Origin of the sequence: Yeosuana marina (assembly GCF_011762485.1) — a bacterium.
Lineage (GTDB): Bacteria > Bacteroidota > Bacteroidia > Flavobacteriales > Flavobacteriaceae > Yeosuana > Yeosuana marina.
Window position 1 is genome coordinate 308269 of record NZ_JAAKGI010000025.1, and the last position, 20157, is coordinate 328425.

The following is a 20157-nucleotide window of genomic DNA, read 5'->3' on the forward strand; positions in this document are numbered from 1 at the left end:
TGTATGAAGTTTACTTAAACTTTTATGAAAATTTTCTTTTTATATAACACCAATGCTACTAAATAATAAAACGCAATAACCAGTATGGCATAAATTAATGAGCTTAACTTTAAATTAGTGATTATTGATGAAAGGTGTCCGTATAGAAATCCATGAATCGAAGTGTTATCTGCAACTTTAATCATCCCGAATAATCTTCCTATAACACCTGATAAAAAGAAAACGGTAATGGCATTAGATCCGAAAATAATGGCTGGTGTACCCCATTTAGTTTGCTTGAGAACATCAGTAATAAAATAAATAAGTGCATAAACTAAACAAGCCCAACCTCCCGTTACTAAAACAAAACTACTTGTCCATAGTGCTTTATTTAAAGGAAAAATAATACTAAATACATATCCTGATACTAAAGCAATAATTCCTGTAACAATAAAAAATACCAACTTTTCTTGACTAGATCTATTTTGGCTTATTAATATTTTTCCAAATAACATTCCAAATATCGAAGTTGCAACAGCTGGAATGGTACTCAATAATCCTTCAGGATCATAAATTTTCCACATATGCGCTCTAGTAAGCACTTGAGTATCTATTACTGTTGCCAAATTTGAAACTTTATCTAATAAAGGAGGTTGTCCATTAATAGGGATTTGAGTCATAACATACCAATATCCTATTAAAATAGATATAAAAATAGCTATTAACACTTTCCAATTAACATTTAAAAACAATATTGAAGCTATAAAAAACACAACTCCTATTCGCTGCAACACACCAGGAAGTCTTAAAGTAGAAAAATCTTTAAAAAACGGAAAACTCAGTGTAAATCCTGCAAGTATGAGACCTAAAACTATCAACTTAATAGTTCTAGAAACTATTTTCTTATATACGGTACCATCAACCCCTGCAGCTTTCTTTTTGGTATATGCCAATGTAATTGACATTCCCACTATGAACAAGAAAAAAGGAAATATCAAATCTGTAGGGGTTAAACCATGCCATTCTGCATGCAAAAAAGGCGCATATACATGACCCCATGATCCAGGATTATTAACCAAAATCATAGCTGCAACTGTGATGCCTCTAAAAATATCTACTGATAAAATACGATTTGTAGTACTCATACTATTGCTATTAAATTATTTAAATTAAAATATTCTTTACATCGTTTCTTTGAAATTTATAAAAAATTAATACATCCACCTAACAAAAGCTTCCATAGCTGCATAATGAGATAAGCCTAACTGATGGTAAATATCAGCTGTTTCTTTATTTCTATCTTCTGCGCGTTGCCAAAATTCTCTGCTATCTGCTCCCTGAAAGACCACACCATCTTTTTGTGATTGATGTTTAAAAATCCCTTTTCGTTTTTCCAATACTTGGTCTGGCCCCATTGGAACGGCCATCTCAATCTCATCAATGCTCCATTCTTGCCATGCGCCTCGGTATAGCCACAACCAACAATCATTCATGAACTTCTTAGGTTTTAGTCTTTTGACTGCTTCAAAAACAGCATCTAAACATACTTTATGGGTTCCGTGCGGGTCTGCTAAATCTCCTGCTGCATATATTTGATGAGGTTTTATTTTCTCTATCAAATCCATGGTTATTTGTATATCTATCTCTCCCAATGGCTTCTTCTCAATACTACCAGTTTCGTAAAATGGTAATTCCATAAAATGAATTTGACTATCCGGAACACCTACATAATGACAAGTAGATCTTGCTTCTCCTTTTCTTATTAATCCTTTAATATATCTAACATCAGAACTATCTATTTCACTCGTCTTTTTGTTTTTAAGAAAAGTTTTAGCTTTTTTGAAAATAGATTGTGCCTCTTTATTATCAATTCCGAATTTTTCATTGTAATCACAGACAAAGCTTGCAAATCGTAGGGCTTCATCATCTGCTACTGCAATGTTTCCTGAGGTTTGATATCCAACATGCACTTCATGACCCTGCTCTTGTAACCGCTTGAAGGTACCTCCCATACTTATAATATCATCATCTGGATGCGGACTAAAAATAAGAACACGCTTACTAGCTGGTTCGGCTCTTTCGGGACGTTTGCTATCATCGGCATTAGGTTTTCCTCCTGGCCAACCGGTTATTGTATTTTGTAGTTTATTGAATATTTTAATATTAATGTCGTAAGCCGGACCGGAATCTGCAAGTAAATCACTCATCCCGTTTTCAATATAATCGGCATCCGTGAGCATTAAGATTGGTTTCTTTAAATCAATGGCTAAACCTAAAACCGCTTTTCTGATAAGTTTATCTGTCCAAGTCACTTTTTCAACTAACCAAGGCGTATTAATTCTGGTTAATTTTGAGGATGCCGCTTGATCTAAAACAAAGGTCGCGTTGTTATGTTCTTGTAAAAAAGAGGCAGGTACTTGGTTGGTTACGGGGCCTTCAACTGATGCTTGAATAATATTTGATTTTCGTTCTCCCCATGCCATTAATATGACTCTTTTGGCTTCCATAATCTTTTTAACACCTAAGGTAATGGCCGTTCTGGGTGTATTATTTAATCCGGAAAAATCATGGCTCGCTGCGACTCTGGTAATATGGTCTAAAGCTACTAATCTAGTTTTTGAGTTTTGTAGAGATCCGGATTCGTTAAACCCAATATGACCATTACCTCCAATACCAAGAATTTGTAAATCGATACCACCCAATGCTTCTATTTTTGATTCATAGGCATTACAATAATCAGCTATTTCTTCTTTTGATAGAGTTCCGTCTGGAATATTATAGTTCTCTGGTAAGATATCCACATGGTTGAATAACAGTTCCTTCATAAACCTGACATAACTGTTCACTGAATCTGGCTCCATGGGATAGTATTCATCTAAATTAAATGATACCACATTTTTAAAACTTAAGCCTTCTTCTTTATGCAGCCTTACCAACTCCGCGTACAATCCTTTGGGGGAAGATCCTGTTGCCAACCCTAATATGCAAGGTTGCTTTTGAGCTTGTTTTACTCGAATTAAATCTGCTATTTCTTTAGCGACTGCTTTGGATGCTAAAACAGAATTTTCAAAAACGACGGTTCCTATATTTTCAAACCGTTTTTCAAATCCTGTCGCCTTATCTATACTACTTTTTAACATATCTATTTGGTATTATTTTAATTATCTATTAATAAAAGCTTTTCTTAAAACACTTATAGGATGTATAGAAGTTCTACTGGTTCCATCCTTAATTTGATGTCTGCAACTTGTTCCTGCAGCTACAATAATAACCTCGCCTTCTGCATTTCTAACTTTTGGAAACAAAGTATCTTCACCAACCTGCATACTTACTTGATAATGCTCTTTTTCATAACCAAAAGACCCTGCCATTCCGCAACAACCCGAATTTATAATGGTGACTTTATAATTTTTTGGAATTGATAACATCCTGAATGTTGGTTCTGTACTGCTTAATGATTTTTGTTGACAATGACCATGTATTTTTAATACTTCACTTTTGGTTGTAAAACTTTCTGAAAGGATGTGTTTATTATCAAACTCTTGCTTAATAAACTCTTCTATAGTGAAGGTGTTTTTAGCTATATGATTTGCTGATTCTTTGTCGTCAGCCAATCTTAAATATTCATCTCTAAAGGTTAAAATTGCCGATGGTTCAATTCCCAATAAGGGTGTTTCACTCGAAATCTTATCTTTAAAAAAAGTCACATTAAAATCGGCTATCCGTTTTGCTTTATCTAAAACGCCTTTTGAAATAAAACTCCTTCCGCTTTCTTCATGATTGGTAATGTTCACTTTATAACCTAAATCGGTTAAAAGTTCCATACAATCTATTCCTATAGTAACGTCATAATAATTTGTAAACTCATCCATAAATAGAAAAAGCTCTTTATGTTTTACCGGTTTACTTAGAAGTCTTTTTTTATTGGTTTTATACCAACTATAAAAGGTTTTATGAGCTAATTCGGGAATACTTCTTTGAACTGCAACACCTAATAACTTCTTGGTTATTTTAGTATTTAAAACAGCATTTGTTACTGAAGGCATTATCATGCCTAGTTTATTTAACTTAACATTATTGGCGAAAATTTTTGTTCTGAATGGAATACCATTTTCTTTATAATACTGATGTAAAAACTCGGCTTTTAAAGATGCCACATCAACATTACTTGGACATTCACTCGCGCAAGCTTTACAGCTTAAGCACAAATCAAAAACATCGTATAACTCTTTGTGATTGAATTTGTTTTTCTTTTCTGAATTTGTCAAAAACTCTCTTAACACATTAGCCCGTGCTCGTGTGGTATCTTTTTCATTTCTGGTTGCTCTGTAACTTGGACACATGGTGCCACCAGCTTCTGGAAGCTTTCTGCAATCTCCAGAACCATTACATTTTTCAGCAGCTCTAAGAATTCCTTGACTATCAGAGAAATCTTGAATAGTATTAATTTCTGGTTCTTTTCTATCAACCTCGTATCTTAAATTTTTATCCATTGGAAAGGCATCCACAATCTTTCCTTGATTAAAAATATTATTGGGGTCGAAGGTATTCTTGATTCGTTTTATAAGCGCATAATTTTTTTCTCCAATCATTTTGGGAATGAATTCTGCTCTAACAATACCATCGCCATGTTCACCACTAAAAGAACCCCCATATTTTTTAACTAGCGCTGCCGTCTTTGAGGTTATTTCTCTAAACAACACAACATCCTCTTGTTTCTTTAAATTTAAAATCGGACGTAAGTGTAATTCGCCAGCTCCTGCATGCGCATAATAGACCGCATCTTGACCAAAGTCTTCCATCATTTTAGAAAATTCTGAAATATAATTTGGCAAGTCTTTCAAGTCAACGGCTGTATCTTCAATACAAGCAACCGCTTTATCATCACCTACTATATTTCCAAGCAACCCTAAACCTGCTTTTCGAAGTTCTAGTGCCTGGTTAATTTCACTACCTATCAATTTAGGAAATGCATATCCTAAGTTATTCGTTTTTAAATCAGCAATCAACGCATTGGTTAAAGCTTTTGATTCTTCATCATCCTCTGTACAGATTTCAAGCATCAAAATGGCTTTTGGATCACCTTCAACAAAAAATCTGTTTTTTAATTGTTCTCTATTGTTTTTTGTACAATCTAGAATGGTTTTATCCATTAACTCGCAAGTGAACAAATTATGTCGCATAGCCACTACAACAGCTTCCATACTTTCTTGAATACTGCTAAAATGAGCAGCAACCATGATGTTTTTTGGAGGCGGTAACGTGTCTAATTTAAGCGTAATTTCTGTGGTAAAAGCCAAGGTTCCTTCACTTCCTGCTAACAATTTTGAGAGATTAACATGTGTATCAGCTCCACCAAATACTTTAGAATTTAACAATTCATCAATAGCATAGCCATTATTTCTTCTGTGAATGGAACTTTTAGGAAACTCCTTTTTAATTTCCAATTGATGTTCAGTGTTAGAAAGTTCGTTATAAACCGATTTATAAATATCGCTTTCTAAGTTGTCACCAATCATTTTCAATAAAAACTCTTCACTTGTTAAATCACTAAAAGTAGCTTCAGAGCCATCACTTAAAATCGTTTTCAATTCTACAATTTTATCACGAGTAACTCCAAACTTAATGGATGTTGTTCCTGATGAATTATTGCCAACCATACCTCCTATCATACATCTGTTACTGGTTGATGTGTTGGGCGCAAAAAACAATCCGTACGGTTTTAAATAATCGTTTAATTCATCTCTTATTACACCCGGCTGTATCTTAATTGTTTTATTTTGCTCATTAAAATCTAAAATTTTAGTGAAATATTTTGAAGTATCAACCACCAAACCATCGCCCACACACTGTCCAGCTAAAGATGTTCCTGCAGCTCTTGGAATAAGTGTAATTTTATTTTCTTTTGCAAAAAGAATGAGCGTTTTTATATCTTGATTGCTTTTTGGATACACAACACCCAATGGTATTTTTCTATAAACAGAAGCATCAGTAGCATAGATGCTTTTATGAAGCAAATCATAAAAAACCTCTCCTTCCAAGGTGATTGATAAACTTTTTAAAGCTTGTGTTATTTCAACTTTCATACTATTATTAAATCATCATTGTCTTTTCTCATTAAACCTAGAAACTCAATTTGATTTTAAGATTTTAAATGTTCTTTTATTGCCTTCATTATTTTCAATATTCAAAAAGTACATACCATTATCTAAATGACTTACATCGACAGACTTACTTTTTGGGTTGATTTTCATTATTGATTGTCCTAAAAAATTGAAGAGCTCTACTTTGCTCGTTTTTAAATTATCACTATTTGCTATTAGTATTACCCCATTGGTTGGGTTAGGATACACTTTAATATTATCTTTTATGTAATCATCACTCAATGATGCCGTTGCTCCAAATTTTGTATTTATTAAATCCCATAATTCCGGTCTATTTCCATCATAATTTAATGCCCACATTCCAACACCTCCTAAATTATCGGCTATAGCCAAATCAAATTTTTTAGATATGCTTAACTCGTTATCTGTCCAAACTTGATGCCAGCTAGTACCGTCGTTCCAGGTATACCAAGGATATTCAAAATCCGAATTCCAAATAAAACCACCGTAACTATCAGCTTCAATTATAGTGTTTTTAAATCTGGTGGACCCCACATAGGCAGTAGTTGCTGACTCAGAAGCATTCGATGTCGTTTTCCAATATTGCCCATAATAAGGTACTGCCAAAATTAACTTTTCAGGGTTGTTTGCAGTAGGAATAGCATAAGTCCCTGTTTCTATAGTTCTTGTAACAAAACGTTTTGTAGGTGTGTGATGAGTTAAAGGAGACACCGGACCAGAAAACCCGTCGTTCGCACCTGTATAGTCATATGCCATGACTACTAAGTAATCTACACTATTAACTAAACCATCAATTAACCAACCACCCCAATTAACCGCTGGTCCGTCAAAAGAAACTTCTTTACCAGGTAATTCAGCATGAATATATGAGGTTAAATCAGCCATAAATGTATTTAATTCAGCTCCTCTATGCGCACTCGACAAACCTTCAAAATCTATATTAACACCATCTAAATTATCAGCTTGAATTCTACTTTTTACATTAGCAAAAAAAATATCCCTTTTGGTGGTATTTGTAAATAATTCCCATGCAACAGCATCAGCCCCATCTGCTCCTCCAAAATTAACAACAGTCATAATTACTTTTGTCCCTGCTGCATGTGCAGCATTAATCTCATTAACCCAAGGCCACCCTGCGGGTGTATCTATCGATGCGTCTAACTGAGCTAAAAAATCAAAACAAGCTAAATGAGACAGTAAGTTATACTGAATGTTGCTATGTGCATTATTACTTTGCTCCCAATAAGGCAGAAAACCAAAGACCATTTTATTTAAAGTATTTACTTGACCTTGCCTTAAAGAGATAATTTCATCTTTATTAGTATTAGAGTCTTTTTGGACAGTTTCAAGTTTACCAAACTCTTCTTTTTGTAATTCATGTGCTCCTTTTCTAATGACTTCTTGAGATACTAAAACTTGAGACACCAAAAAAGTCAGCATAAATAAGGCTTTAAAATGTAAAATTTTTATATTTATTGAACTAATGAAATTATCTTGTTTCAATTCCATAACCAACAGAATATTTACTGTTTAAAGATGCTGGCAACCTGCCAATTGTTTTCATCTTTCCTAAAATAACCTGAGCCGATACTTTTTGAGCCAGCTCTGAATTTTCATAAGAAATCAAAACACCTTCAATATTTTTAAATGATAATTTTTCTAAAGAATACTGGCTTGCAAATACATCTAAAATTACTTTATGCCGTTTTGAAATGGTTTCAACAAAAACTCTATCCGTATCTGCTATTCTTTTAGTCAATCTATAATTTAAACGATGATAACCAATGATTACTTTATCATATTTCTTGAGAATTTTTAAAGTCTTTTTAAGAGAAAGCCCCGAAATATCATGAACATTCATTCCTGATTTTAATTCTAAAATGAAGTCGATATATTCACCATCTCCCAATTTTATAAAAGCAATGTTCTCTTTTTTATTTTCCTTAATTGGAAAAATATCCTTAACATTCTTTAAGGTTGTTATGGCACTGCTAATAGCTTCTTCATTTAACACAGTATTTTTAATATCATTCAAATCATTTACTAAATTTACCGTATCAATTGGTTTAAAATGATTCAAATTAACATCGTATTTAGCCCCTAAAATCTTTTTTACAGAGTGTGCTAAGCGTTCTTCTGTTATCTCTTTGTTATCATAAGCTTCAATAATTTTTGAAATTGCTTTTGGTGCATTTTCTGTAAATAACAACACATCATTACCGGCCTTGAATGCAGCTAAATCTATATCGCCAGGTTCCTCATAATTGGCGGCGCCTTTCATATTTAAAGCGTCTGTAAAAATTAATCCTTTATAGTCAAGTTCGCCTTTTAAAATGTTTGTAACAATATTGTATGATAAAGATGATGGTAAACCTTCTTTAGGTTCTAAACTAGGAACGTTTAAATGTGCCACCATAACACCGGCAACACCTTTTTTAAATAATTCTTTATACGGGTATAATTCAACAGAATCAATACGTTCTTTTGAAAACGATACGGTTGGTAACGTTTTATGAGAATCTTGATCGGTATCGCCATGTCCGGGGAAATGTTTTGCACACGCCATGACACCTTCATTTTGCATGCCTTGAGTAAACGCAATAGCCTTATTGCTTACATTGTATTTATCTTCACCAAAAGAGCGGACTCCAATGATTGGATTTTTAGAATTGGTATTAATATCAACCACGGGAGCATAATTTAGATGAACACCTAAACGCTTGCAATGTTTCCCAATTTGACTTCCTATTTGTTTGATTAAATCATCATTTTTAATAGCACCAAGTGTCATATTGTAAGGAAACCTTGCGGTACTATCTAATCGCATATTTAAACCCCATTCTGCATCCATACCAATTAACAAAGGGACTTTGGCAATAGATTGATACGTGTTTGTTAGTTTAGCTTGTCGTACCGGCCCTCCTTGAAAAAATATAAGACCACCTATGTTATAATTTTTAATAAGATTTTCAATAGAATCGGTATGATTTTTATCTCTATTTGAATAGGTAGCAACCATAAATAGCTGACCGACCTTTTCTTGAAGGGTCATGCCTCCATAAATACTATCAACCCATTTTGTTTTATTGTCTTTGGTCTTGAAGTCTTTATTGTGAGGACTAAAAAAAGATGCTAAAAAAACGACTCCTAAAAAAACTGTTCCTAAAATTTTACTCATTTTTTAATAAATTAAATGCATCAATAGCTTTTCTAACGCTTTTATGTTCCAGTAACAAATCTGTAGCTGTTATTTCGTCAACATTAAGTTCGTTCATTATCATTCTTACACCTCTATTTACAAGCTTTTTATTTGAAAGTTGCATGTCAATCATTTTATTACCCTTTACACGTCCCAACTTTATCATAACGGTAGTTGAAATCATATTCAAAGCTAACTTTTGAGCTGTTCCAGCTTTCATTCTGGTACTTCCTGTAACAAATTCTGGCCCAACTACTAATTCTATTGGATAATCTACTGCCATTGATAATGGTGAATTTTCATTACAGGTTATACATCCCGTAACAATATTCTTCTGTTTTGCTTTTTTTACACCTCCTATAACATAGGGTGTTGTACCTGAAGCTGCTATACCAATAAGAACATCATCTTCATTGATATTAAACTTTTTTAAATCTCTCCATGCCAATGTTGTATCATCTTCGGCATTTTCAACGGCCTTTCTGAGTGCGGTGTCGCCTCCAGCAATTAAACCTATCACCCAATTATCATCTACACCGTAGGTAGGTGGACATTCTGAGGCATCGAGAACACCTAATCGTCCGCTAGTTCCAGCTCCTATATAAAACAATCGTCCTCCGGTACTCATTTTTTCATAAATAACATCTACCAGTTTCTGTAATGAAGGAATTGCTTTTTCAATAGCATAAGGAACTGTTTTATCTTCTGCGTTCATATTTGATAGCAGATCAAATGTGCTCATTTTTTCTAAATCATCATAAACAGAAGGTTCTTCAGTTGTTAGTTTGTTTTTCATTCTATTTTTATTCATTTATTATTTCTATAATACATATCTGTCTGGGTTGAAGTGTAAAATTTATATCAATCTTACCTTCTTCATATGTGGTCATAAACTTCGCACCGTCTTCATTTATAATATTAACTCTACCATTGGGATTCAGCCCATAATCATCAGAACTAATACTTAAATCAATCTGGTATGAATCATCGCTTATACTTGCTAAAGCTATTCCTAATTGATTATCATCAGACTTCCATGCTCCAGAATAAATTAAATCGGCTGTTTTTTTAAAAGCTGTAACTGTATTTCCCGTTTTACCAGCATATATTGATAGCCTAGACATATCAAGAGTTTCTTCTTTTGTAATCATTTTAGGAGAACGAAAAAACTTTCCACGTAACAGATATTTTAATCCATTATTCCGCACCCTAGCAAGATTTAATAAATAATCTATTTCTTTCGTTCTTTTTGAAACTAAAAAATTTTGATAATTAGAAATTGTAGGCTGTAATCCCCAAACGAATGATCTAGCTTGTTCCATTAAAAATTGCTTGCTATAACTTTCATCTAAAAGTGCTAATGGATTCTTTGGCGCATATTCTTTAGGCCATAATTCATCATATGGAGGTACAATTAGAGATGAATAATTGCCATAAGTAATTGCGTATTGATGATATACAGCTTGAAAAAACGGAATTGGTTCCCACCCATTATCGCCTGCATATCTTTCCATACTAACCTGCAATGTGAGAAAAGCATCTAAATACGGTAACCAAGCTTCACTTACGCCTTCTCCTGCGAGAAATACATCTTTGTTTTCAGGGAATTTTGAACGGATTTGTTCTGTGAGTTTTCCGAAATTTTTAAGCCAATAGTTACCTCCTCCAACAGGATGCCCATGAGTCTTGTCGTAACATAAAAAACTAAAACAAGCTTGATCCATATAAACTCCATTGGTTTGATAAGTATTTATAGCCTCATCTGATAAGGATGTATATTTATCTTTCCAAAACTGTGTACCCATGCACATTGTTGTTAAAGATTTATTGGTAAATATGTTGTAGGTATGGGTGTTTGTATTACCATTAATATCTTTCACGGCATAGGCCAAAGCATTTTCTTTTTGCCAACTCTCAGTCTCTGTTCCCCATTGCATTTGATTCATATAAACAATAGATTTTATACCTTCTTTTTGAGTAGACCTCATTGCTGTTATAAAAGATTCCTTGCCCTCTCTAGGTGGAAAATATTCAGGGAATCCATCATCATATGAACACCCATGCCACCAGTGCCAAAATACATTAACTGGCAAGTTTAGTTTTTGCTTTAGATTTTTGGCGGGCTCAAGAACATTAATTGATTTTCCTCTATTCCATTCCCATAAAGCTGTCTCCTCTAAACTTTTTGGAGTTAATCCATTTTTAAATCTACTTTCAGAAGACCATTTTTGTTTAGACCCCCATTCTCTGTATTGCTCTGCAGCAGTAATCCAATCTCCTTTAAACGAACCTATAATGGCTTCATATTTTGGCGAATAAATATCTGATTTTTGATCGATAGACGGATAATTGCTAACTTTATAGGTAAGGTTATTAGAACCGTCTAGCGTATAAGAAAAATCTTTTCTGTAAGCCAGCGAATCGTTACAAGCAGTATAAAGTCCAAATTTCTCAGAATCATTGTATAAGGCTATACATTGCAATGACATTCTACCTGGATACTGCCATTCATATTTTTTTTCTTTTACTTCGATCTTTGAAAGGCTATTTCGTGGGTTTTTAGTTTTTACTCCCATCCAATAAGGTACTGCCAAATTTTCATCACCGAGATCTTTTATTCCTGAAATTATAGGAAAAACAACTCGGCTAATTTTTTCACCCTCGATTCCTTCAACTGAAATTTTCCAAGAAGACAAAGGTTTGTTTTCTATAAGTTTAACAGTAGCTATAACTTTAAATTTTTTGTTCTCAATACCTTTAAAATCATCCCAAGTTAACACTAGAGTGTGGGCATCCTGTTTTAAAAAATGAAAGCCTGATGCCGCTGCCATTTCAATTGATTTAACACCCGGTGTTTGCAAAAAATCAATCTTCCAAAGTGATTCTGTAGGTTTAATTAAATCAAAAAAATCATAACTATTACTAACTGTTTTAAATGATTGGAAAGCTCCTGAGTTTTTATCAAAACTTAGTTCAATTTTACCGTTTTCTACAGTTGCACTCTGCCGTATTTTAATATTATCACACCCCAAAAAACAGTAAAATAGCATGCAACTACACAGCACTATATAAATTCTATTTTTTATGGTTTTCATCTTAATTATTTTTTTCTAAAAATTACTCTGCTGTTGCATTATCTAACACTAATGTTCTTCTCTTAAAAAGAACAAGACAAATAACTGTAAGAAGCGCATTTACAAAAATGTTCATAAAACCAAAGTCAAATTTAAACCATACAATAAAGTAATAATTTAAAGCATAGGTTGCTATTGGTGTGAGTATGCATATAAATGGAACCGCCCAATCTTTTATTTTTATCTTAGTAAAAATTCCAAACATATAAAGTCCTAATAGCGGTCCATATGTATAACCTGCTACCTTAAAAATAGTTGAAATCACATCGCCTTTACTATGAGAAAACAGCATAATAATTGTAAATATGACTGCTGAAAAACCAAATAAAACATAATTTTTTAATTTCTTTTTTTCTTTTGAAGTTTTGTGTTGAATATCTAAAAAATCATGTGTAAAAGAGGTTGTTAATGCTGTTAAAGCGGAATCTGCACTCGAAAAAGACGCTGCAGTTATTCCTAAAATAAAACTTATACTAGCAATAGTTCCGAAATGATTTAAAGAAAGCATAGGAAATAAATTATCTGTATTAATAAATTTTCCGTTTTCGACATCTAAATGAATACCAAATTTTTCAGCATATAAATACAACATAACTCCCAAACCTAAGAACAGGAATTGCGTAACGGCTAAAATCAAGCTAAAGGTTAAGATGTTTTGTTGTGCCTCCTTTTTGTTTTTACAGGTCAATGTTTTTTGCATCATATTTTGATCCAAACCAATCATAGCAATAGCAATTAAAACCCCTGAAATAAATTGTTTGAAAAAGTTACTCCCTGAATGCATATCCCAATTAAAAACTTTAAAATATTCATGTTCTGTAACAGATGTAATAGTTTCTGAAAAACTTAAACCTAAGGAACTCTTAACAACATAAATAGATATTATTGCAGCTGATATTAAGAAAAATGTTTGAAGCATATCTGTCCACACAATTGTTTTAATACCCGATTTATTAGTGTACAACCAGATAAGAGCTAGAATGATAATAACCGTTAAAAAAAATGGAACATGAAATGCATCAAATACAGCATACTGTAATATTTTTGCAGCAAGCAACAAGCGAAGAGCTGCTCCAAATGATTGTGATATTAGAAAAAATAGCGAACCTGTTTTATACGTTTTGATGCCGAAACGCGATTCTAAATACGTATAGATTGAAATCAGTTTTAAATCATAATAAATAGGAAGAAGCACATAGGTTATAAAAACGTACCCAACAACATTACCAAAAACAAACTGTAAATAATAAAAATAATTATTACCAACCATCCCTGGAATTGATACAAACGTAACTCCTGATAATACAGCTCCAATCATTCCAAAAGCAACGACTTGCCATGGTGATTTTCTATCGCCTGTATAAAAAGATTCATCACTCGTATTTTTAGAAACAAAATGAGATATTAGCAATAATACCCCAAAATAGGATGCTACAATTAGTAAAATTAGTGTTGCGTTCATTTATTTTATCATTTTTTCAATTATCCTCTAGATTATAAATATAGTTGATATCAAGACTTTATCTATTTTTTCATAAATAAATTTTTATATCATCAAGTTGTAATTTGTAATCGCTTAAATTTTCAAAATCATTTAACATTTCTACAGAGTCATTATTTACTACCCATCGTCTCAACTTATCTGTTCCATTAATAATATCAATTGGCATTTGATCATAATTATACTCATAAGGAGGTTGTATCCAATCAAAATCTTTTTCTAAATAATGATATAATTCGCGCATCAACAATTGACCCACACGCCAAGGTTTATACGTTGACTTATCAGTTACATGAATTTGAATACCACCGCAAACTTTGTCAGCTTGTTTATGAAACGTTGGAAGAAATGTAATAGGTCTCAACTTAAACCCTTCTAATTTTGATTTTTTTATGGCTTCAGATAAATAGTTTTCATAAAAAGAAAAAGGCTCTATTTTTGGATGACCAATAATTTCTAAAGGTTGAGAAGTGCCGCGACCTTCACTTAAAATAGTTCCTTCAAATAAAACAGTGGCAGGAAATGTAAAAGTACTTTCTGCTCTAGCAAGGTTTGGAGATGGTAGCAGCCATGGCAACTTAGTATCTTGAAAACACATATATCGTTCCCAATGTTGCATTTTAATGACTCTTAAATTAGCTTTATCTTTAACCCAAAATTTTTGATGCATTAATGCTACTTCTCCTATAGTCATTCCATGACGCACAGGAATAGCATGTCTTCCTATAAAAGATTTAAATTCTAAATCCAATACATTTCCTTCTATATCAATTCCATTTATAGGATTAGGACGATCTAAAACAATTATTTCGATAGCTTTATTACTGCATTTCTCTAACAAAAGAGTAAGCGTATAAATATAGGTATACATTCTACACCCAACATCTTGTAAATCGACAAATAAATGATCAATACCTTCTAACATTTCATCTGTTGGAATGCGTGTTTCAGAATACAGTGAATATACCGGCATCTTAAAATACGGATGCTTATAGTGATTGGTTTCTATCATATTATCTTGAGCATCTGTAGTAAAACCATGTTGCGGACCAAATAGTTTCATAAACCTATCCCCAAATAGTTCTTTAAATCTTAATGTAGCATGGACACAGGCAGAATCAACCGATGCATTATGGCACAATAGACCAATATTCCCGTTAAATGCCTCTTGTAGATTAACATCCTTGACCAACACATCTAGACCTGTACTTACTTTTCTCAAAATAAACTCTTTAAATTTAAAAACAAAAAGTTAAAAATTTGAGGTAAGAGTACTTGTTTTTGTTCCTCTTACCTCAAAAAAAACTAACTCAACTTAATTAAACTAAACAATTAACTATTATATTATAGGGTGAAAAACTTCACCCTATAATTACTTATATCTTTTTATTAATTTGCATCCCACCACATTCTTGTAGTTAAAAGATCTCCTCCCTGTCTAGAAATGGCTTCTTCTACATTGTCAGGATTATTCAATTTTTCAGATCCTGGGTAATTCAATCTTCTTGGTATTTCTCCACCTGTATAAACATCTGCAAGATCTGCTGGTATCAATACAGGATATCCAGAACGTCTCCAGTTTGCAAAGGTTTCATTAGCATTTCCAAAAGTTGCAACCCAATATTGTTCATTTATCATTTTTAATGCTTCTGCAGGAACAAACGGGTTAGCCGTTAAATAATCGTCAATTTGTGTTTGGGTAATATTTACACCATGACCATACATTGATAAATATTGCATAGCAGCAGTAACACCTGCATTATAATGAGCTTCTACATCACCACCTGCTAATCCCCAACGTTCGGCAGCTTCTGCCAACATGAATTCTACTTCAGCATAGGTCTGGTAGAAAAAAGGAGCGTCATAAATAATAATTCTAGACCCATCACTTAATGCTCCTCCAAAAATATTGACATTTGGTTTAGAGTTTGCAGAACTTTGGGTAAAGTCGTTTATATCTTGACCAGATTGTAATGCAAAGTCTGTTTCTCCAGCAGTAGTAGAACATAAAACAGAAACACGAGGATCATTTCTATCTTTCATGAAATCCATAAAGGTTTTAGAAATTTTATTTTGATTTGCTGATCTTGATGTAAAACATTTTGTAAGTGGATTTACATTGGGACCTCCATCATTTGCATTGTTTTCATATTGCACATAGGCAATATCATCATTACTCGTCATAACACCACCAGAAATAGCTTTAGTTGCCCATGCTTGTGCTCCAGCATTATCTACCTTTACCATACGCATTGCCAAACGCAACATTAATGAATTGGCAAATTTTTCCCATTTTGCAGTATCCCCAGCAAATAATAAATCTGCAGAACCATAAGAGCTAGCCCCTCCTGAACTTAATGTTGCTGCAGCGCTTTCTAAGGTTGCCAACATATCGGCATATATATCACTTTGCTTATCGTATTTAGGAAAACGAATTCCTTCTAAGAACCCTTTGCCAGCTTCACTATAAGGGATATCTCCATAAACATCGGTTATTCTGCTAAAAATAAGAACCTTTTGCACTCTAGCTATAGCCAAGTCTACAGCTGCGGTTGGGTCTTCACTTGTTTCTAGTTGTGTCTCTAAATCCACAATATTTTTAACTGTAGTTTTAAATTGTTCTTCAAACAGCCAATGCGTATTATTCGTTTGATACAAGAAAGCGTTACCATAAGAGGTTTCATTTAATTGTTGAACATTTTGCATTAAATGAATCACATTCCAAAACAAATATGAAGCATAACCACTTCCTGCTGTATATAATTGAACATACGTCAATTTTGTTGATGGGTCCAGTTGTGTTGGTTTTGTAGGGTTTACATTAATTTCCTCAAAGCCATTATCACAAGATCCTAATATTAATGCTATTGATAGTAAAATAAGTATTTTTTTCATTTTCAATTTTTTTAAAATTTAACATTTACAGAAAAACCATAGCTTCTAGTTGATGGAGGTCCAAATCTCTCAATTCCTTGTGAATTAAGATTATTTAGAGCTGCTTCTGGGTCAACATTGTCAATCTTTTTGGATATAAAGAATAAGTTTCTACCAATTAAAGAGATTCTTAAATCACTAATGAAAATATTTTCTAAAATATTTTTTGGTAAATTATACGATAAGCTTAACTCTCTAAACTTTATAAAATCTGTACTATAAACAAATTCTTCTGCTATTCCTGTAGTTTCTGCTCCTATTACACCCCAATAATTTCCTATGCTTGATGGTGAAACTGTTGTTGTAAAGGGTTGTCCTGTTGCATTATCAATTCCTGTTACAACTAAACCTGAATCACGTCCTTCCAACGTTTTTTTGGTTAATCCAGAAACCGTCATATCGTGGTTTGTACCTGAATATACTGATCCGCCAAATTTTGCATCTATTAAAAAACTTAACGCTACGTTTTTATATTTGAACGTATTGGAAAATCCCATAGTGTATGGCGCAACACCTTGTCCTAATATCTTGTTTTCTCCTTGAATAGGTTTTGGAACTGAACTTGATAAATCATACAATATATTTCCGTTTTCATCTCTTTTATAAGACGATCCCCAAATTACACCATAATGTTCGCCAACTATGTGGGAGATAATCGCAGTTCTGTCTCGACTTTGACTTCCATCAACATTAATAGGCGTATCTTGATCATCAGTAGCTATAATTTTACTATCGTTAAATCCTAAATTAAATGACGTATTCCAAGAGAATTTTTCATTTTTGATTGGCGTACCACCAATCAATAATTCAATCCCTTTGTTTTGCAATTCACCAATATTCAATATTGATGACGTATAGCCCGATGGTAGTGAAGCTGCAGCATTAACTATATCATTTGTTGTGCTGTTTGAATAATATGCCATATCAAGATTTAACCGATTATTTAAAAATCTGCCTTCAAGTCCAATTTCATATTCATTTTTTTGAAATGGCGTTAAATTTGGATTAGGAATAGTATTAGCATTTAACTGTCCATAGGATTGTCCTTGAAATGATCCAGTAACTGCATAGTCTAAATTTAATGCATAAGCATCTTGAGCACCACCAGCTACTTGTGCATAACTAGCTCTTAATTTGGCATAATTAATAGCTTTAGGCAGTTCAAAAGCTTGGCTTAACAATAAACTTCCACTTAACGACCAGTAAAAATCATTGTTTGGTGTTGTTTTACCAGGGAAAGACAATGTTGAGAACCAGTCGTTTCTTCCTGTAAAGGTTAGATAAAAGAATTGGTTATAGTCAACCTCAACCGAACCATATAATGAATTTGTTTTTGTTTTAAAATAACTATTTCTTGGTTCTGGTAAAGTAGTATTATTAATGTCTTCTAAGCCTATTACAATGAACCCTCTACCTGTTGCACTAAGCGATTCGAATGTATTGGATCTGGTGTTGGCACCAATTATAGTATTCGTAGAAATTTTGTCTGTTATAGCTTTTTCTACACCAAGCATAAAATCGGCATCAAATGATGAATAAGTAGACTTACTTTGAGAAAATTCACCTGCAGGGCGATATGCAGTTCCATAAGGCGTTACTCTTCTTCTAGATAAATCATAGGTATCATAACCAGCTCTACCTGTAGCATACAACCAATCTGTTATATCGTATCGTAATGTGGTTGATGCTGTCAATCTATTTCTCTTATCGTCATTATTAAAATCGTTAACTACCCAGTAAGGATTTGTGTTAAATTGACTTGGTTGGAATAAAAGCTCGGTTCCTTCATCATTAGACCCAGGTTTTAAATCATAAATATTCAAACTGCTTGGCAATCTGTATGCCGTTGCATTTGCATTTCCTGGAGTATCTCCAATATTAATGCGGTTATGCGTCTTTTCTATAACATACTTTGCATTGATAGTTGATGTTAACTTAGGATTTATTTTTGCCAAAGCATTTATTGCAAATGACTTTCTGCCTATTGTAGATTTTGGGAATATATCTTTATTTTCTAAATTAGAAAAAGATAAACGGTAATTATAACCATCTGCTCCTTTAGATACTGCTACAGAATTAACAGCAGTAGTTCCTGTTTTATAAAATTTATCTAAGTTATTTCCAGTATAAGAATATGGTCTTTTAACACCATCCCAGTTATAAACAGAAGATCCATCCATTAGAGCTCCCCAAGATTGCAGTGTACTATTAAAAGCATCACTAATTGCACTTTCTGTATCGGCTATCTCTACAGGATTCCCTCCAGAATCATATTCGTATCCTGGTTTTAACCCATTGCGCCCTTGTCCATATGTAGTTTGAAAATCTTGAAGGTCAGTATTAATTTTATCAAATGTATAAGAACTAGAATATTCTACACCAAAACCTTCTTTACCTTTGCCCGATTTTGTAGTTATCATAATAACTCCATTAGAAGCTAAAGACCCATAAAGGGCTGCTGCCGAACTTCCTTTTAATATGGATACAGATTCAATATCATCTGGATTGATAGTCGAAATATCGTCTCCACCATCTCCGGTCCCATCATTTGTAGGCCCCACAACAGAACCATTGGTATTGTTAATAATAGGAATACCATCAACTACGTAAAGAGGCTGATTATTACCTGTCAATGAACTTGCACCACGAATAATGACCCTGCTTGAACCAGCTGCACCTGAACTACTTGTAGAAATGTTCACCCCTGCTACTCGTCCTTGCAATGAATTAACAGCGCTTGTTGTTTTAACCTGGGACATCTCATCACCATTAACTTCAGTTAATGAATATCCCAAAGCCTTAGCTTCTCTTTTAATTCCTAAGGCCGTTACAACCACTTCATCTAAGCTGGTTGCATCCTCTTCTAAGGCAAGATTGACAACTTGATTTCCTCCTTTCAGTACAACTGAAACGGTTTTAAAACCAAGAAAACTGAAGACAAGAGACTTATCTTTAACATCATCAGCCTGAATAGAATAGTTACCATCAAAGTCTGTAACAGCCCCTTTTGATGTACCTTCAATAGTCACATTTACACCTATTAAAGGCATATCCGTTCCTTTTTCTGTAACAACACCCGATATAGTGACTGATTGCGCAAAAGAACTTTGAGCAAAAAACAACACCATAAAGGTGATTAATTGACAATAATAATTTTTCATACGAGTATAGTGTTTAAGTTATTTGAGATAAAAATATAAAAAATAAATTAAAACACGCATTTTTTTGCAATAATATTGCTTGTTTTATTTTTATTTGCTTATTTTTAGGTATAAAAACCGCATA

The 20157-nt window shown here is 33.2% G+C and carries 11 protein-coding genes; all 11 read right to left on the reverse strand.

All coding sequences use genetic code 11. The features are described 5' to 3' along the window. Window positions 1–14 precede the first annotated feature (14 nt). Complete coding sequence (locus tag G5V56_RS13800; RefSeq protein ID WP_166966011.1) at window positions 15–1124, reverse strand: acyltransferase family protein; 1110 nt, start codon at window positions 1122–1124, stop codon at window positions 15–17. A gap of 66 nt (window positions 1125–1190) precedes the next feature. Next, window positions 1191–3119: a glucosamine-6-phosphate deaminase gene (gene nagB, locus G5V56_RS13805; RefSeq protein ID WP_166966014.1), complete on the reverse strand. Its 1929-nt coding sequence runs from the start codon at window positions 3117–3119 to the stop codon at window positions 1191–1193. A gap of 21 nt (window positions 3120–3140) precedes the next feature. Continuing rightward, window positions 3141–6065 carry an FAD-binding and (Fe-S)-binding domain-containing protein gene (locus G5V56_RS13810; protein WP_166966016.1) on the reverse strand — a complete coding sequence of 975 codons (2925 nt, stop codon included), beginning with the start codon at window positions 6063–6065 and terminating at the stop codon, window positions 3141–3143. A 45-nt stretch (window positions 6066–6110) separates the two neighbouring features. Further along, window positions 6111–7613 (reverse strand): glycosyl hydrolase family 18 protein, encoded by a 1503-nt coding sequence (locus tag G5V56_RS13815; protein WP_166966018.1) that lies wholly within the window; start codon window positions 7611–7613, stop codon window positions 6111–6113. Further along, on the reverse strand, window positions 7594–9282 hold the full coding sequence (locus G5V56_RS13820; RefSeq protein ID WP_166966020.1) for a glycoside hydrolase family 3 protein: 1689 nt from the start codon (window positions 9280–9282) through the stop codon (window positions 7594–7596). The genes G5V56_RS13815 and G5V56_RS13820 overlap by 20 nt, the downstream gene beginning before the upstream one ends. Beyond that, window positions 9275–10099: an N-acetylmuramic acid 6-phosphate etherase gene (gene murQ / locus G5V56_RS13825; protein WP_166966022.1), complete on the reverse strand. Its 825-nt coding sequence runs from the start codon at window positions 10097–10099 to the stop codon at window positions 9275–9277. The genes G5V56_RS13820 and murQ overlap by 8 nt, the downstream gene beginning before the upstream one ends. A gap of 7 nt (window positions 10100–10106) precedes the next feature. Then, entirely contained in the window at window positions 10107–12398 is a 2292-nt protein-coding gene (locus tag G5V56_RS13830) for a DUF6259 domain-containing protein (RefSeq protein WP_166966024.1), read from the reverse strand. A gap of 22 nt (window positions 12399–12420) precedes the next feature. Further along, a complete protein-coding gene (locus tag G5V56_RS13835) occupies window positions 12421–13899 on the reverse strand; it encodes a sodium:solute symporter (RefSeq protein ID WP_166966026.1) in 1479 nt (492 codons plus the stop codon). A gap of 70 nt (window positions 13900–13969) precedes the next feature. After that, a complete protein-coding gene (locus G5V56_RS13840) occupies window positions 13970–15160 on the reverse strand; it encodes a DUF1343 domain-containing protein (protein ID WP_166966028.1) in 1191 nt (396 codons plus the stop codon). A 167-nt stretch (window positions 15161–15327) separates the two neighbouring features. Then, window positions 15328–16833: a SusD/RagB family nutrient-binding outer membrane lipoprotein gene (locus tag G5V56_RS13845; RefSeq protein WP_166966030.1), complete on the reverse strand. Its 1506-nt coding sequence runs from the start codon at window positions 16831–16833 to the stop codon at window positions 15328–15330. Between the two features lie 11 nt (window positions 16834–16844). Beyond that, window positions 16845–20033, reverse strand: coding sequence for a SusC/RagA family TonB-linked outer membrane protein (locus G5V56_RS13850; RefSeq protein ID WP_166966032.1), 3189 nt, complete (start codon window positions 20031–20033; stop codon window positions 16845–16847). Between the last annotated feature and the right edge of the window lie 124 nt (window positions 20034–20157).

Coding starts and splice junctions, on each gene's coding strand:
- G5V56_RS13800 (WP_166966011.1), bottom strand. CDS start 1,124: ATGAGTACTACAAATCGTATTTTATCAGTAGATATTTTTAGAGGCATC.
- nagB (WP_166966014.1), bottom strand. CDS start 3,119: ATGTTAAAAAGTAGTATAGATAAGGCGACAGGATTTGAAAAACGGTTT.
- G5V56_RS13810 (WP_166966016.1), bottom strand. CDS start 6,065: ATGAAAGTTGAAATAACACAAGCTTTAAAAAGTTTATCAATCACCTTG.
- G5V56_RS13815 (WP_166966018.1), bottom strand. CDS start 7,613: ATGGAATTGAAACAAGATAATTTCATTAGTTCAATAAATATAAAAATT.
- G5V56_RS13820 (WP_166966020.1), bottom strand. CDS start 9,282: ATGAGTAAAATTTTAGGAACAGTTTTTTTAGGAGTCGTTTTTTTAGCA.
- murQ (WP_166966022.1), bottom strand. CDS start 10,099: ATGAAAAACAAACTAACAACTGAAGAACCTTCTGTTTATGATGATTTA.
- G5V56_RS13830 (WP_166966024.1), bottom strand. CDS start 12,398: ATGAAAACCATAAAAAATAGAATTTATATAGTGCTGTGTAGTTGCATG.
- G5V56_RS13835 (WP_166966026.1), bottom strand. CDS start 13,899: ATGAACGCAACACTAATTTTACTAATTGTAGCATCCTATTTTGGGGTA.
- G5V56_RS13845 (WP_166966030.1), bottom strand. CDS start 16,833: ATGAAAAAAATACTTATTTTACTATCAATAGCATTAATATTAGGATCT.
- G5V56_RS13850 (WP_166966032.1), bottom strand. CDS start 20,033: ATGAAAAATTATTATTGTCAATTAATCACCTTTATGGTGTTGTTTTTT.